14 protein-coding genes are annotated in these 14,529 nt (G+C 59.3%); 11 read left to right on the top strand and 3 right to left on the bottom strand.

What is annotated here, in order from left to right:
- Positions 1-86: 86 nt before the first annotated feature.
- The 3 genes from ACA041_RS26610 to ACA041_RS26600 all read right to left on the bottom strand — a co-directional run bounded on the left by ACA041_RS26610 (position 87) and on the right by ACA041_RS26600 (position 3,793).
- On the bottom strand, positions 87-1,403 hold the full coding sequence (locus ACA041_RS26610; protein WP_497438545.1) for an MFS transporter: 1,317 nt from the start codon (positions 1,401-1,403) through the stop codon (positions 87-89).
- 329 nt (positions 1,404-1,732) lie between these two features.
- A complete protein-coding gene (locus tag ACA041_RS26605; protein ID WP_497438544.1) occupies positions 1,733-2,968 on the bottom strand; it encodes an HlyC/CorC family transporter in 1,236 nt (411 codons plus the stop codon).
- A gap of 12 nt (positions 2,969-2,980) precedes the next feature.
- Complete coding sequence (locus ACA041_RS26600; RefSeq protein WP_497438543.1) at positions 2,981-3,793, bottom strand: cytochrome C assembly family protein; 813 nt, start codon at positions 3,791-3,793, stop codon at positions 2,981-2,983.
- A gap of 195 nt (positions 3,794-3,988) precedes the next feature.
- Between ACA041_RS26600 and ffh the strand changes: the two genes are divergently transcribed.
- The 11 genes from ffh (at position 3,989) to ACA041_RS26545 (ending at position 14,430) form a co-directional block, all read left to right on the top strand.
- Positions 3,989-5,365, top strand: a complete 1,377-nt coding sequence (ffh, locus tag ACA041_RS26595; protein WP_007897558.1) for a signal recognition particle protein — start codon at positions 3,989-3,991, stop codon at positions 5,363-5,365.
- Between the two features lie 249 nt (positions 5,366-5,614).
- Positions 5,615-5,866 (top strand): 30S ribosomal protein S16, encoded by a 252-nt coding sequence (gene rpsP, locus ACA041_RS26590; protein ID WP_007944872.1) that lies wholly within the window; start codon positions 5,615-5,617, stop codon positions 5,864-5,866.
- Between the two features lie 5 nt (positions 5,867-5,871).
- On the top strand, positions 5,872-6,408 hold the full coding sequence (gene rimM / locus ACA041_RS26585) for a ribosome maturation factor RimM (protein ID WP_497438542.1): 537 nt from the start codon (positions 5,872-5,874) through the stop codon (positions 6,406-6,408).
- Entirely contained in the window at positions 6,390-7,163 is a 774-nt protein-coding gene (trmD, locus tag ACA041_RS26580; RefSeq protein ID WP_154503229.1) for a tRNA (guanosine(37)-N1)-methyltransferase TrmD, read from the top strand. The genes rimM and trmD overlap by 19 nt, the downstream gene beginning before the upstream one ends.
- A gap of 45 nt (positions 7,164-7,208) precedes the next feature.
- On the top strand, positions 7,209-7,559 hold the full coding sequence (gene rplS, locus ACA041_RS26575) for a 50S ribosomal protein L19 (protein ID WP_003175895.1): 351 nt from the start codon (positions 7,209-7,211) through the stop codon (positions 7,557-7,559).
- Between the two features lie 189 nt (positions 7,560-7,748).
- Positions 7,749-8,645 carry a site-specific tyrosine recombinase XerD gene (gene xerD / locus ACA041_RS26570; protein ID WP_008151625.1) on the top strand — a complete coding sequence of 299 codons (897 nt, stop codon included), beginning with the start codon at positions 7,749-7,751 and terminating at the stop codon, positions 8,643-8,645.
- 202 nt (positions 8,646-8,847) lie between these two features.
- Positions 8,848-9,579, top strand: coding sequence for a bifunctional protein-disulfide isomerase/oxidoreductase DsbC (gene dsbC, locus ACA041_RS26565; protein WP_497438541.1), 732 nt, complete (start codon positions 8,848-8,850; stop codon positions 9,577-9,579).
- 132 nt (positions 9,580-9,711) lie between these two features.
- Entirely contained in the window at positions 9,712-11,016 is a 1,305-nt protein-coding gene (locus tag ACA041_RS26560; protein WP_497438540.1) for a homoserine dehydrogenase, read from the top strand.
- A gap of 64 nt (positions 11,017-11,080) precedes the next feature.
- Complete coding sequence (thrC, locus tag ACA041_RS26555; protein ID WP_497438539.1) at positions 11,081-12,490, top strand: threonine synthase; 1,410 nt, start codon at positions 11,081-11,083, stop codon at positions 12,488-12,490.
- A 133-nt stretch (positions 12,491-12,623) separates the two neighbouring features.
- Complete coding sequence (locus tag ACA041_RS26550) at positions 12,624-13,973, top strand: transporter substrate-binding domain-containing protein (RefSeq protein WP_497442178.1); 1,350 nt, start codon at positions 12,624-12,626, stop codon at positions 13,971-13,973.
- Between the two features lie 169 nt (positions 13,974-14,142).
- The gene (locus tag ACA041_RS26545; RefSeq protein WP_497438538.1) at positions 14,143-14,430 is read left to right on the top strand and encodes a DUF3509 domain-containing protein; all 288 of its coding nucleotides are present in this window, start codon (positions 14,143-14,145) and stop codon (positions 14,428-14,430) included.
- Positions 14,431-14,529 lie beyond the last annotated feature (99 nt).

The raw sequence follows: 14,529 nt of genomic DNA, 5'->3' as shown, positions 1-14,529 counted from the left end.
AGCTCCCACAGGGTAATTGGTTGGTCACAGATTTTGTGTACACCCAATTTCCATGTGGGAGCCAGCCTGCTGGCGATGCTTCTGATTCAGGCCACCCGATTCAAATCGTTATTACGCGTTTCCTTCAAGCACAGCACAGCAATCAAACTCAACACCGCCGCCCCCGACACATACCCGCCGACATAACTCAAACCACCCATCGCCACCAGTTTCTGCGCAAAGAACGGCGCCGCCGAGGCCCCGACGATCCCGCCCAGGTTGTAGGCTGCCGAAGCGCCGGTATAACGCACGTGGGTCGGAAACAGCTCTGGCAGCAGCGCACCCATCGGCGCAAAGGTCACGCCCATCAGAAACAGCTCGATGCACAGGAACAGCGCCACGCCCCAGGTCGAACCCTGGGTCAGCAGCGGTTCCATCAAGAACCCGGACAGGATCGCCAGCACCCCGCCGATGATCAGCACCGGCTTGCGCCCGTAACGGTCGCTGGCCAGGGCCGACAACGGCGTCGCCGCGGCCATGAACAGTACGGCGAAGCACAGCAGCGCGAGGAAGGTTTCGCGGGTGTAGCCGAGCGTCGACACGCCATAGCTCAGGGAAAATACCGTCGAGATGTAAAACAGCGCATAGCACACCACCATCGCCCCGGCACCCAGCAACATCGGCGCCCAGTACTGGCTGAACAGCTCGACCAGCGGAATCTTCACCCGTTCCTGACGAGCCATGGCATTGGCGAATACTGGCGTTTCGTGAAGCTTGAGGCGCACGTACAGACCCACCATCACCAGCGCGGCGCTGAGCAGGAAGGGGATCCGCCAGCCCCACGAGCGGAACTGCTCGTCGTCAAGGGTCATAGCGAGGGTCAGGAACAGCCCGTTAGCCGCCAGGAAGCCGATCGAGGGGCCCAGCTGCGGGAACATGCCGAACCAGGCGCGTTTGCCCTTGGGTGCATTTTCCGTCGCCAGCAGCGCTGCGCCGCCCCATTCACCCCCCAATCCCAGGCCCTGACCGAAGCGCAGCACGCAGAGCAGGATCGGCGCCCAGGCCCCGATGCTGTCGTAACCCGGCAGTACGCCGATCAGCGTGGTGCATACGCCCATCAACAGCAGCGAAGCGACCAGGGTCGATTTGCGCCCGATGCGATCACCGAAGTGGCCGAACAGTGCCGAGCCCAATGGGCGTGCCAGGAACGCGATCCCGAAGGTCAGGAAGGCAGACAGCATCTGGGCCGTACCGGAAGTCTGCGGAAAGAACACCGGGCCGATCACCAGTGCAGCCGCAGTGGCATAGACGTAGAAGTCGTAGAACTCGATGGCGGTGCCGATGAAGCTCGCGGTGGCCACCCGGGTGGCGGAGTTCGTCGGTTGCGCAGGCGTGGTGTCGTTATAAGTCGTGCTGGTCGTCATGCGGTTATCCCTGACAGTCATGTGCCCCAGTGGAGCGAATTATTATGGTCGAACACCCAGGGATGTGGGTTTGAAGCGGAGTGCGGGTAGCACGGGGGTGGGGCGGGGCTTGGGTAAGCGGATCGATTATAGGAAGGTGGCTAACGATCGAACAAGTGGCCAAAGGCTTGCGATGGCTTTTGTGGCGAGGGAGCTTGCTCCCGCTCGGGCGCGCAGCGGCCGCAAAAAGGCTGGGTTGGTGCTGTCAGGATAATCGCGGCGTCTGTGATCGGGACTGCTTCGCACTCCAGCGGGAGCAAGCTCCCTCGCCACAGGGGATGTGTCAGGGGTCAGATAACCACTGGAACTGAACTGGTATGCCAGATCAACACACGGGTAACGCGGTTGTCCTCGGTTTCGAGGATTTCCAGTCGATAACGGCCGATCTTCAGGCATACCGCGCTGTCCGGAATCGTCTCCAGCGCCTCGGTGACCAACCCGTTGAGGGTTTTCGGGCCGTCACTGGGCAGGTGCCAGCCCAGGCTCTTGTTCAGGTCGCGGATCGACGCCGCGCCATCAATGACCAGGCGCCCATCGGCCTGCGGATGAATATGCGGGTTGTCCAGACTGTGCTGGCTTTCGAACTCGCCGACGATTTCTTCGAGAATGTCTTCCAGGGTCACGATGCCGAGCACTTCACCGTACTCGTCGACCACCATGCCCAGGCGCCGCTGCTGTTTGTGGAAATTGAGCAGCTGCAGCTGCAGCGGGGTGCTTTCCGGCACGAAGTACGGCTCATGGCTGGCCGCCAGCAAGTCTTCCAGCGTCAGGCGCCCATCGGGTAGCAAGTGACGGATCTGCCGGGTGTTGAGCACGGCTTCGACCTGGTTGATATCACTGTGGAACACCGGCAGGCGGGTCCGTCTGTTGTGGCGCAGCTGTTCGACGATTTCCTCGATGGAATCATCGAGGTTGATCCCGTCAACGTCACTGCGCGGTACCAGAATGTCGTTGACCGTGATGTTGTCCAGCGCATGGATGCCCGACAAAGGGTGCGGACGACAGGCCGCCTGTTCGTGATCGTCGCGCCGCTCGCTCGGTGCCTCGTCTTCACTCTTGTGCACCACTTTGGCTTTGCGGGCGAACGGGCGCATCAGTAACTGGCTGATGCCATTGAGCAGCCAGGCGGCCGGGTAGATTATTTTCAGCGGCGCGCCGAGCAAGGTGTTGCCCAGGGCCAGGACCGCGTCGGGGTAGCGAGCGGCAAGGGTGCGCGGCAGGTAATCGGCAAACACCAGCAGCAGGGCCCCAGCCCCCAGGCATGCCACCCACGGACCGTTTTGCGCCCAGGTGAAAATCGCCAGCAAGGTGCTGATGACGACCACCAATGCACGACACAGGGTGTTGCAGAGGATCAGGCTGTTCAGCGCAAAACTCAGCTTGGCCACCGGTTTGTCGCTTGAGCGGGTGGCAGTGCGCCGGGCCAGCAAGTGTTGTTGTGCCGCTTCGATGGCGGTAAACAGCCCCGACCATAAAATCAGCAGGGCCATTACTGCGAGCATCGGCCCGATGGGCAAGTCGTCCATTAGTGCGGCCCGTCAGATGTGCAGGATGTATTCACGGACCAGCTTGCTGCCGAAATACGCCAGCATCAGCAGGCAGAAACCGGCGAGGGTCCAGCGAATGGCCTTGTGTCCGCGCCAGCCGAGGCGGTTGCGCCCCCAGAGCAGCACGCTGAAGACGATCCAGGCCAGGCACGCCAGCAACGTCTTGTGCACCAGGTGCTGGGCAAACAGGTTGTCGACGAACAGCCAGCCAGAGATCAGCGACAGCGACAACAGGGTCCAGCCAGCCCAGAGGAAGCCAAACAGCAGGCTTTCCATGGTTTGCAGGGGCGGGAAGTTCTTGATCAGCCCGGAGGGGTGCTTGTGCTTGAGCTGATGGTCTTGAACCAACAGCAACAAGGCCTGGAACACCGCAATGGTGAACATGCCGTAGGCGAGGATCGACAGCAGGATGTGCGCGAGGATGCCCGGCTCCTCGTCGATGATCTGCACCGTACCGGCGGGGGCGAGCTGCGCGAGCAGCACGGTCGCCAGGCCCAGCGGGAACAGCAATATCAGCAGGTTTTCCACCGGAATCCGCGAGCAGGCCAGCAGGGTCAGGGCGATGACCGCCGCGGCGATCAGGCTGGCGGCGCTGAAAAAATCCAGGCCCAGGCCGATCGGCGTCAACAGATGGGTAAACAGGCTGGCACTGTGAGCCAGCACGGCCAGCACGCCGAGCGTGACCAGCAGGCGCTTGTTCGCCTTGGCTCCCGTGGCCAGGCGAGAGCCCTGATAGAGGGTCGCAGCGGCATACAAGCAGGCGGCGGCGAGGGTAGTAAGCAAGCTGGGTGACAAGGGGAGCATAAATCCTGTTAGGCAAGCCCGAAAGGCGCTGAGTTTGGCATAGAACCCACACCGCACGAAAGTGCGAGGTGTCCGCCAGACGCAGTCTTCGCTATAATCCGCGACCTGCCCACGCCGCAGGCTCGCCGAGCACATGTTGATTCCGGTCTGGGCCGCCATTATCCCGGTCTACACAGGGCCTGAAAGGATCGCGCAATGTTTGAAAACTTAACCGACCGTCTCTCGCAGACGCTGCGCCATGTCACCGGCAAGGCCAAGCTGACCGAGGACAACATCAAAGACACCCTGCGTGAAGTGCGCATGGCGTTGCTCGAAGCCGACGTCGCCTTGCCGGTGGTCAAAGACTTCGTCAACTCGGTCAAGGAACGCGCCGTCGGCACCGAGGTGTCGCGCAGCCTGACGCCGGGCCAGGCCTTCGTCAAAATCGTCCAGGCCGAACTCGAAAGCCTGATGGGCGCGGCCAACGAAGACTTGAACCTGAGCGCCGTGCCGCCTGCCGTCGTGCTGATGGCCGGTTTGCAGGGTGCGGGTAAAACCACTACCGCCGGCAAGCTCGCGCGCTTCCTTAAAGAGCGCAAGAAGAAGTCGGTCATGGTCGTCTCCGCGGACGTTTACCGTCCTGCGGCGATCAAGCAGCTGGAAATGCTCGCGGGCGAAGTCGGCGTGACCTTCTTCCCGTCCGACCTGAGCCAGAAGCCGGTCGAGATCGCCCAGGCTGCCATTAAAGAAGCGAAACTCAAATTCATCGACGTGGTCATCGTCGATACCGCCGGTCGCCTGCACATCGATGAAGAGATGATGGGCGAGATCAAGGCGTTGCACGCCGCGATCAACCCGGTCGAAACCCTGTTCGTGGTCGATGCCATGACCGGCCAGGATGCCGCCAACACGGCCAAGGCATTTGGCGACGCGCTGCCCCTGACCGGTGTGATCCTGACCAAGGTCGACGGCGATGCCCGTGGCGGTGCCGCGCTCTCGGTGCGTGCCATCACCGGCAAGCCGATCAAGTTCATCGGTATGGGCGAGAAGAGCGAAGCGCTCGAGCCGTTCCACCCTGAGCGTATCGCTTCGCGCATCCTCGGCATGGGCGACGTGCTCAGCCTGATCGAGCAGGCCGAGCAGACCCTCGACAAGGACAAGGCCGACAAGCTGGCCAAGAAGCTGAAGAAGGGCAAGGGCTTCGACCTCGAAGACTTCCGCGATCAGCTGCAACAGATGAAAAACATGGGCGGCCTTGGCGGCCTCATGGACAAACTGCCGAACATCGGCGGCGTGAACCTGGCGCAGATGGGCAATGCCCAGGGCGCGGCAGAGAAGCAGTTCAAGCAGATGGAAGCCATCATCAATTCCATGACCCCGGCCGAGCGCCGCGACCCTGAGCTGATCAGCGGTTCGCGCAAACGCCGGATCGCCATGGGTTCGGGCACCCAGGTGCAGGACATCGGTCGCTTGATCAAGCAGCACAAGCAGATGCAGAAGATGATGAAGAAATTCTCCGCCAAAGGCGGAATGGCCAAAATGATGCGCGGCATGGGCGGTATGTTGCCCGGCGGCGGCATGCCGAAAATGTAAAGATCTCGCGCAAGGGCTTGCTCTTGCGCAGCCCACACGGAAGTGGGATCTCCAGCAAACCCGCACTTGGCGGGAGCTGACTGGCCGTTTTCAACGACGGCTCTATAGCAAATCTGGATGGCGACCGGAAGGCCGCCGGAAAAAGACATTTGCAAAAGTCCGGATATTCCTTAGAATATGCGGCCTTTCGGGCACCTATGCCCGCTGTGCCTTTAGATTTGCAGCACCGACTACAGGAACGATGTTCACATGCTAACAATCCGTCTTGCCCTTGGCGGCTCCAAAAAGCGCCCGTTTTACCACTTGACCGTAACCGACAGCCGCAACCCGCGCGACGGTTCGCACAAGGAACAGGTTGGTTTCTTCAACCCTGTTGCTCGTGGTCAAGAAGTCCGTCTGTCCGTGAACCAAGAGCGCGTAGCCTACTGGCTGAGCGTTGGTGCACAGCCTTCTGAGCGTGTTGCTCAGTTGTTGAAGGACGCTGCTAAGGCTGCGGCCTGAGCAATATGAACGCGACGCCTGCTGTTGCTGATGATTTGATCGTTATCGGCAAGATTTATTCTGTTCATGGCGTTCGCGGCGAAGTGAAGGTTTATTCCTTTACTGATCCGACTGAAAACCTGTTGCAGTACAAAACCTGGACGCTCAAGCGCGAAGGCAATGTGAAACAGGTCGAGCTGGTCAGCGGACGCGGGAACGACAAGTTCCTGGTCGCAAAGCTCAAGGGTCTCGATGATCGTGAAGAAGCTCGTCTTCTGGCCGGTTATGAGATCTGCGTGCCGCGCAACCTGTTCCCTGAATTGACCGACGGCGAGTACTACTGGTACCAGCTGGAAGGTCTGAAGGTTATTGATCACCTGGGGCAATTGCTCGGGAAAATCGATCATCTTCTGGAAACCGGCGCCAATGATGTAATGGTGGTCAAGCCTTGCGCTGGCAGCCTGGATGATCGCGAACGCCTGTTGCCCTATACGAAGCAATGCGTGTTGGCCATCGACCTTGCCGCAGGCGAGATGAAGGTGGAATGGGATGCGGACTTCTAAGCGTGGCTAACTTGCGTGTAGAAGTGATCAGTTTGTTTCCCGAGATGTTCTCCGCCATCAGCGAGTACGGCATCACCAGTCGTGCGGTGAAACAGGGGCTGTTGCAGCTCACCTGTTGGAATCCGCGAGACTACACGACGGATCGACATCACACTGTGGATGATCGCCCATTTGGCGGTGGTCCGGGCATGGTGATGAAGATCAAGCCCCTGGAAGATGCTCTGGTTCAGGCCAAGGCAGCAGCCGGGGAGGCGGCGAAGGTGATTTACCTGTCCCCCCAAGGCCGTCAACTGACTCAGTCGGCGGTACGCGAGTTGGCGAATCTGGATGCATTGATCCTGATTGCCGGCCGTTATGAAGGCATTGACGAGCGTTTTATTGAAGCTCATGTCGATGAAGAGTGGTCGATTGGCGACTATGTACTGTCTGGCGGCGAGCTGCCGGCGATGGTCCTGATCGATGCGGTTACACGACTGCTGCCCGGAGCTTTAGGGCATGCGGACTCCGCCGAGGAAGATTCCTTTACGGATGGTTTGCTGGATTGCCCGCACTACACCCGACCGGAGGTGTATGCGGATCAGCGTGTTCCCGACGTATTGCTAAGTGGCAATCACGCGCACATCCGGCGTTGGCGTTTACAGCAGTCCCTTGGTCGGACCTTTGAACGACGCGCCGATCTTCTGGAAAGCCGCTCGCTTTCTGGAGAAGAGAAGAAGCTGCTCGAGGAATACATCCGCGAGCGGGACGATAGTTAACAACGTATCGATGGTAGATCCGACGATTTACCTTAGGAGCACAGCATGACTAACAAAATCATCCTTGCACTCGAAGCAGAGCAGATGACCAAAGAGATCCCTACCTTTGCCCCGGGCGACACCATTGTCGTTCAGGTGAAAGTGAAGGAAGGCGACCGTTCGCGTCTGCAAGCGTTCGAAGGTGTTGTTATCGCCAAGCGTAACCGCGGCGTAAACAGTGCTTTCACCGTGCGTAAAATCTCCAACGGTGTTGGCGTAGAGCGTACTTTCCAGACCTACAGCCCGCAAATCGACAGCATGGCCGTTAAACGTCGCGGTGACGTACGTAAAGCCAAGCTGTACTACCTGCGTGACCTGTCCGGTAAAGCAGCTCGCATCAAGGAAAAACTGGCTTAAGTCCAGCTTCCGATGCAGAAAAAAGCAGCCTTCGGGCTGCTTTTTTGTGCCCGCGATTTATTGACGCGGACCTGTAGGCGCGTGGCTTGCCCGCGATCGATCTACCCGTCGCCGCAATTGCATCAGGCACTGTGAAGCCCTGTCCGGCTATGAAAGACTTACCCTCGGATTCCCGCTACCTGAGCCCCTATGCCCGCCATCGATCACCCACTGATAGACCAGTTCCTCGACGCCCTGTGGCTGGAGAAAGGCCTCTCCGATAACACCCGCGATGCCTATCGCAGCGACCTGGCGCTGTTCAACGGCTGGTTGCAGGAAAAAGGGCTGGAGCTGATCAACGCCGGCCGCGAACTGATCCTCGATCACCTGGCCTGGCGTCTGGAGCAAAACTACAAACCCCGTTCCACCGCCAGATTTCTCTCAGGCGTGCGTGGCTTCTATCGCTATCTGTTGCGGGAAAAGCTGATCGCCGTCGATCCGACGTTGCGCGTCGATATGCCTCAGCTGGGTAGGCCGTTGCCTAAATCCCTGTCGGAAGCCGACGTCGAGGCCCTGTTGAAAGCTCCAGACCTGAGCGAAGCCATCGGTCAGCGAGACCGCGCCATGCTCGAAGTGCTTTATGCCTGCGGCTTGCGGGTGACCGAGCTGATCAGCCTGACACTGGAGCAGGTCAACCTGCGCCAGGGCGTGCTGCGGGTGATGGGCAAGGGCAGCAAGGAGCGATTGGTGCCAATGGGCGAGGAGGCGATCGTCTGGGTCGAGCGTTACCTGCGTGATGGTCGCCAAGAGCTGCTCGGCGGACGTCCCAGCGATGTCATGTTCCCCAGCCAGCGCGGCGAGCAGATGACCCGCCAGACCTTCTGGCACCGCATCAAGCACCAGGCCAAGGTCGCCGGGATCGGCAAGTCGCTGTCACCGCATACGCTGCGTCACGCCTTCGCCACGCACTTGCTCAACCACGGCGCTGACTTGCGAGTGGTGCAAATGCTGCTCGGCCACAGCGATCTGTCCACCACCCAGATCTACACCCACGTCGCCCGCGCCCGCCTGCAGGACCTGCACGCCAAACACCACCCGCGCGGCTGACCTGTCTGCGATCTGCTTTTTGTGGGAGCGAGCTTGCTCGCTCCCACAGTGGATTGCGTTGTCCCAATGTCTTGCGACAGGTGCATTCGGCCGCGCGAGCCTTATGTGGTAGGCTTTGCCGGTTTGCACGATGGGCGGTTATGACCCGGTGTTTCGGCACGGGCGTTCTGATTGTCCCATTTGTCCGCCTTCAGGAGTTCTCATGCGTCTGACCCAGATTTTCGCCGCCGCAGCCATTGCGTTGGTCAGCACCTTTGCCGTCGCCGATGACGCGGCCGACAAAGCCATTCGTAAAAGCCTGGAAAACCTCCAGCTCGAAGTTCCGGTAGAGACCATCACCGCCAGTCCATTGCCAGGCTTGTACGAAGTCCGACTCAAGGGCAGCCGCGTGCTGTATGCCAGCGCCGACGGTCAATACGTGGTTCAGGGCTACATGTTCCAGCTCAAGGACGGCAAGCCGGTCAACCTGACCGAAAAGACCGAGCGCCTGGGCGTTTCCAAACTGGTCAACGCGATTCCGGTAGCGGAAACCGTGGTTTACCCGGCGATAGGCGAAACCAAATCGCACATCACCGTGTTCACCGACACCACGTGCCCGTACTGCCACAAACTGCACGCCGAAGTGCCTGAACTGAACAAGCGCGGCATCGAAGTGCGTTACGTCGCGTTCCCGCGCCAGGGCCTGGGCTCGCCAGGTGACGAACAGCTGCAAGCGGTCTGGTGTTCGAAAGACAGGAAAGCTGCCATGGACAAAATGGTCGATGGCAAGGAAATCAAGGCCGCCAAGTGCGATAACCCGGTTTCCAGGCAGTTCGCCCTCGGTCAGTCGATCGGCGTGAATGGCACACCGGCCATCGTTTTGGCTGATGGCCAGGTCATTCCGGGCTACCAGCCTGCGCCACAAGTCGCCAAACTGGCGCTGGGTGCGAAATAAGTTCGTATCGTCACGGTCAGCCTTTGACGATCATGGTTGGGCGCTAACCTGCCCGACCATCAATAGGGAACCGCGAGTCTGCGGTTGTTTTCACGGCCGGCCTCGAGTCGGCCGTTTTATGGGGAGTTCACAGTGAAACCGGTCAAAGTAGGCATCTGTGGGTTAGGGACCGTCGGTGGCGGAACCTTCAACGTACTTCAGCGCAACGCCGAGGAAATTGCTCGTCGTGCCGGGCGTGGAATTGAAGTGGCACAAATTGCCATGCGCACGCCAAAGCCTCAGTTCCAGACGACCGGTATTGCGATTACCAACGATGTCTTCGAAGTGGCCACGAACCCTGAGATCGACATCGTCATAGAGCTGATGGGCGGCTACACCGTTGCCCGCGAGCTGGTACTCACCGCGATCGAAAACGGAAAGCACGTAGTGACCGCGAACAAGGCGCTGATCGCCGTTCACGGTAATGAAATTTTCGCCAAGGCCCGCGAGAAAGGCGTGATTGTGGCGTTCGAAGCGGCGGTAGCCGGTGGTATTCCGGTGATCAAGGCGATCCGTGAAGGCCTGTCCGCCAACCGCATCAACTGGGTCGCCGGGATCATCAACGGCACCGGTAACTTCATCCTCACGGAAATGCGTGAAAAGGGCCGCACCTTCGAAGACGTACTCGCCGAGGCGCAAGCCCTGGGTTACGCCGAAGCCGATCCGACGTTCGACGTCGAAGGCATCGATGCGGCACACAAGCTGACGATCCTGGCGTCCATCGCCTTCGGCATTCCGCTGCAATTCGACAAGGCTTACACCGAAGGCATCACCAAGCTGACCACCGCTGACGTGAACTACGCCGAAGCACTGGGTTATCGCATCAAGCACCTGGGCGTGGCGCGCAGAACCGCGAGCGGCATCGAGTTGCGCGTGCACCCGACACTGATCCCGGCCGATCGCCTGATCGCCAACGTCAATGGCGTGATGAATGCGGTAATGGTCAACGGTGACGCCGCGGGTTCGACCCTGTTCTACGGTGCGGGCGCCGGCATGGAGCCGACCGCGTCGTCGGTGATCGCCGACCTGGTGGACGTGGTTCGCGCCATGACCTCCGACCCGAAAAACCGTGTGCCGCACCTGGCCTTCCAGCCGGATTCGCTGTCGGCCCACCCGATCCTGCCGATCGAAGCCTGCGAAAGCGCCTATTACCTGCGCATTCAGGCCAAGGATCACCCGGGCGTGTTGGCCCAGGTGTCGAGCATCCTGTCGGAGCGCGGCATCAACATTGAATCGATCATGCAGAAGGAAGTCGAAGAACACGACGGCCTGGTACCGATGATCCTGCTGACCCACCGTGTGCTGGAACAGAACATGAACGACGCGATCGCCGCCCTGGAAGCCCTGGCGGGCGTGGTCGGTCCGGTCGTACGGATCCGCGTCGAGCACCTGAACTAAGCCGTTATCGTTCGCCGGGTCCGCGAGGGCCCGGTTTTGCGAACACTGTCTATTGGAGCCAGTCATGCGTTATATCAGTACCCGCGGCCAGGCACCGGCCCTGAATTTCGAAGACGTCCTGCTGGCCGGTCTGGCCACTGACGGCGGCCTGTATGTGCCGGAAAACCTGCCACGTTTTACCCAGGAAGAAATTGCTTCCTGGGCCGGCCTGCCATATCACGAGCTGGCCTTCCGGGTGATGCGCCCGTTCGTCACCGGCAGCATCCCCGATGCCGACTTCAAAAAGATTCTTGAAGAGACTTACGGCGTGTTTTCCCACAACGCCGTGGCACCGCTGCGCCAGCTGAACGGCAATGAATGGGTATTGGAGCTGTTCCACGGCCCGACCCTGGCGTTCAAGGATTTCGCCCTGCAACTGCTCGGCCGCCTGCTGGACTACGTGCTGGAAAAACGCGGCGAGCGTGTGGTAATCGTCGGCGCCACCTCGGGTGACACCGGTTCGGCCGCCATCGAAGGCTGCAAGCACTGCGAAAACGTCGACATCTTCATCCTGCACCCACATAACCGTGTGTCTGAAGTCCAGCGTCGGCAGATGACCACGATCTTAGGCGAGAACATCCACAACATCGCCATCGAAGGCAACTTCGATGACTGCCAGGAAATGGTCAAGGCCAGTTTCGCCGACCAGAGTTTCCTCAAGGGCACTCGCCTGGTGGCAGTGAACTCGATCAACTGGGCGCGGATCATGGCCCAGATCGTCTACTACTTCCACGCAGCCCTGCAATTGGGCGGTCCTGCGCGTTCGGTATCGTTCTCGGTGCCAACCGGCAACTTCGGCGACATCTTTGCCGGTTACCTGGCACGCAACATGGGCCTGCCGATCAACCAATTGATCGTTGCCACCAACCGCAACGACATACTGCACCGCTTCATGAGCGGCAATCAGTACGTCAAGGAAACCCTGCACGCCACGCTGTCGCCCTCCATGGACATCATGGTGTCGTCGAACTTCGAGCGTCTGTTGTTCGACCTGCACGGCCGCAACGGCGCGGCGATCGCCGGCCTGATGGACAGCTTCAAGCAAGGTGGCGGTTTCAGCGTCGAGCAGGAACGCTGGACCGAAGCCCGCAAGTTATTCGACTCCCTGGCCGTGGATGACGCACAAACCTGCGAAACCATCGCCGAAGTCTACGAGCAGACGGGCGAGCTGCTGGATCCGCATACCGCCATTGGCGTCAAGGCCGCGCGCGAATGCCGCCGCAGCCTGGATACTCCGATGGTGATTCTTGGCACGGCCCATCCGGTCAAGTTCCCGGATGCCGTGGAAAAGGCCGGTGTAGGAAAAGCGCTTGAACTGCCTGCGCATCTGTCTGATTTGTTTGAACGAGATGAGCGCTGCACCGTTTTGCCTAACGATCTGAAAGCCGTGCAAACCTTTGTCAGTCAGCATGGCAACCGGGGCAAGCCCCTGTAGCCGGCATACGCTGTCACATATTGAAGCCCGTCTCCTGACGGGCTTTCTCGTTTTCGGGTGTCACACTTGTCGTATTTCGAATATGAGGAATCGCCCATCAAGGACAGGTGATTCAATGAACAAGGAAGTGGCAATGTTATTTTTCAGAGGATTGAAACCAGTCGCGTGCTGGATGTTTTTGCTCGGTGCCATGGGCGTCGCTCATTGGGTGATGGCGGCGCATTTGGCGAATCCTGAATCCAAGGTCGCAGTCGCAAGCGCGACGATCAGACTGAATGCTCAGGAACTGCAATGGATCGCCGAGCATCCGCGAGTCATTGTCGCGTCCAAGCAGTATCCGCTGTATCTGTTCAAGGATGAGCGTGGTCAATGGAGCGGGTTGTACGATGATGTGCTCAATCGCATCAGCGCCATGACCGGACTGCAATTTGTGCATGAAGAGATGTTTTCCACCGAGCAGATGCTGGCGCAGCTGGAAAGCGGCTCGGCGAATATGAGTACGCTGCTGTCGATGAACGACGAGCGCAAAACGTTTCTGGATTTCAGCCACGCGTTCGGTGGCGCAGGTTGGGTATTGATCGGACGGGCAGGGGAGCCACGGGTGCGATCCCTGCAGCAACTGTCGGGACGAGTGTTGGTGTTGCCGGCCAGGCATGCCCTCGAGCCTGTGATTCGCCGTGACTATCCCGCCATCCATTTGCATTCGGTCAAGACCTATGCCGAGGCCCGGGCGCTGGTCGAAATCGGTGAGGCCTATGCCACTATCTACTCCGAGATCGGGGCGCATGTTTATCCGTCGGGGCAGCTCAAGGTCGGGAATGTGGTTGAGGGCAAATGGGACGCCGATTACCTGTCGCTAGGCAAAGGTCAGCCGCAGTTGCTGAGTATTCTCAACAAGGCGCTAGAAGCGTTTCCACCTGCGGAGTTGCGCGCCATTCGATTGAAATGGTCCAGTGCAAGTGCACCGTCAGTGCACGCTCCCTGGCAATCGCTCACCAACTGGAGCTGGTGGGGCGTGGTGGTTGCCGGCATGTTCGTCCTTTCGATACTTTGGCATCGTCGGCTCAGGGCCGTGAGCAAGCAGCGTCTGGAGGCCGATATGGATCTTCGTGATCAGCTGGCTTTTCAGCATGCATTGATGGATGGCATGCCCGATCCGGTGTTTGTTCGTGATCTGGAAGGACGGTTGGTCATGTGCAACAAAAGTTATGAAGAAAGCTTGTCGACTCGCTTCGACCAGGTTCAGGGACGGCAGTTGATCGAACTCGATATCTTGCCCAGGGAAACCGCCGAACTGCTGCACGCCGAGCTCATGGCGCAGCTGGGTACTCGCAAGACGAGCTTCAGTGAGCGTCAGTTGCTGTTCAAGAGTGGGCCCAGGGATATTTACCAATGGGCGGTGCCGTTCTACAGCGCAGACGGAAAATTGCGTGGCCTGCTGGGCGGATGGAGCGAGATCGGCAAGTATAAAAAGCAGGCGTGATGCGGCCGCCCTCTGTTTTGTCATTGTCATCTTAGCCGTGCATGCTTAATCAACCAGAGACGCCGAAGCGTCTGCAACCGGTATCCAGAACTTTCTTCCCGGACCAGTGGTCATTTACAGTAGACACGCCCCAGGCACTTTGTTTTCGGACTATTGAGTGGTGATCGAGATGGAAAGTATCAGTCTATTGCTCGGTGAGGCTCTGAGCCCGTATCAGGTTACGTTGACCCCATCGGGGACCCAGGGCGAATGCCTGGTGACATTGAAAAATTCGACTGGCGCCATTGTGGTCGAACGGGAATTCAATCAGGCACAATTGACCGATAAGCGTCTGCTGACGGATGTGGTCGACGGATTGCATCGCGATGTGCTGATTGCCGAAGGACGTCTGGAGCCCTGCGTTATCGCGGCGTTACGCAATGTTGCCCAGGGCAAGCCCCTGGTCAACCGAAATTGAGTTGTCTTTTGTGGGAACCTTCCTGCACCAAAGTCGGTCAGAGCATGTAACAGCAGGATCAAGCATTGTGCTCCGGTGCTTGTAGCTTGTTGTTACTGG

It is taken from the genome of Pseudomonas sp. LBUM1676 (assembly GCF_059695605.1).
This window is presented reverse-complemented; position numbering and strand designations above follow the sequence as displayed.

What these genes read in the sequence shown, in the direction of transcription:
- ACA041_RS26610 (WP_497438545.1), bottom strand. Translation starts at nt 1,403, where the DNA reads ATGACGACCAGCACGACTTATAACGACACCACGCCTGCGCAACCGACG.
- ACA041_RS26605 (WP_497438544.1), bottom strand. Translation starts at nt 2,968, where the DNA reads ATGGACGACTTGCCCATCGGGCCGATGCTCGCAGTAATGGCCCTGCTG.
- ACA041_RS26600 (WP_497438543.1), bottom strand. Translation starts at nt 3,793, where the DNA reads ATGCTCCCCTTGTCACCCAGCTTGCTTACTACCCTCGCCGCCGCCTGC.
- ffh (WP_007897558.1), top strand. Translation starts at nt 3,989, where the DNA reads ATGTTTGAAAACTTAACCGACCGTCTCTCGCAGACGCTGCGCCATGTC.
- rpsP (WP_007944872.1), top strand. Translation starts at nt 5,615, where the DNA reads ATGCTAACAATCCGTCTTGCCCTTGGCGGCTCCAAAAAGCGCCCGTTT.
- rimM (WP_497438542.1), top strand. Translation starts at nt 5,872, where the DNA reads ATGAACGCGACGCCTGCTGTTGCTGATGATTTGATCGTTATCGGCAAG.
- trmD (WP_154503229.1), top strand. Translation starts at nt 6,390, where the DNA reads ATGGGATGCGGACTTCTAAGCGTGGCTAACTTGCGTGTAGAAGTGATC.
- rplS (WP_003175895.1), top strand. Translation starts at nt 7,209, where the DNA reads ATGACTAACAAAATCATCCTTGCACTCGAAGCAGAGCAGATGACCAAA.
- xerD (WP_008151625.1), top strand. Translation starts at nt 7,749, where the DNA reads ATGCCCGCCATCGATCACCCACTGATAGACCAGTTCCTCGACGCCCTG.
- dsbC (WP_497438541.1), top strand. Translation starts at nt 8,848, where the DNA reads ATGCGTCTGACCCAGATTTTCGCCGCCGCAGCCATTGCGTTGGTCAGC.
- thrC (WP_497438539.1), top strand. Translation starts at nt 11,081, where the DNA reads ATGCGTTATATCAGTACCCGCGGCCAGGCACCGGCCCTGAATTTCGAA.
- ACA041_RS26550 (WP_497442178.1), top strand. Translation starts at nt 12,624, where the DNA reads ATGTTATTTTTCAGAGGATTGAAACCAGTCGCGTGCTGGATGTTTTTG.
- ACA041_RS26545 (WP_497438538.1), top strand. Translation starts at nt 14,143, where the DNA reads ATGGAAAGTATCAGTCTATTGCTCGGTGAGGCTCTGAGCCCGTATCAG.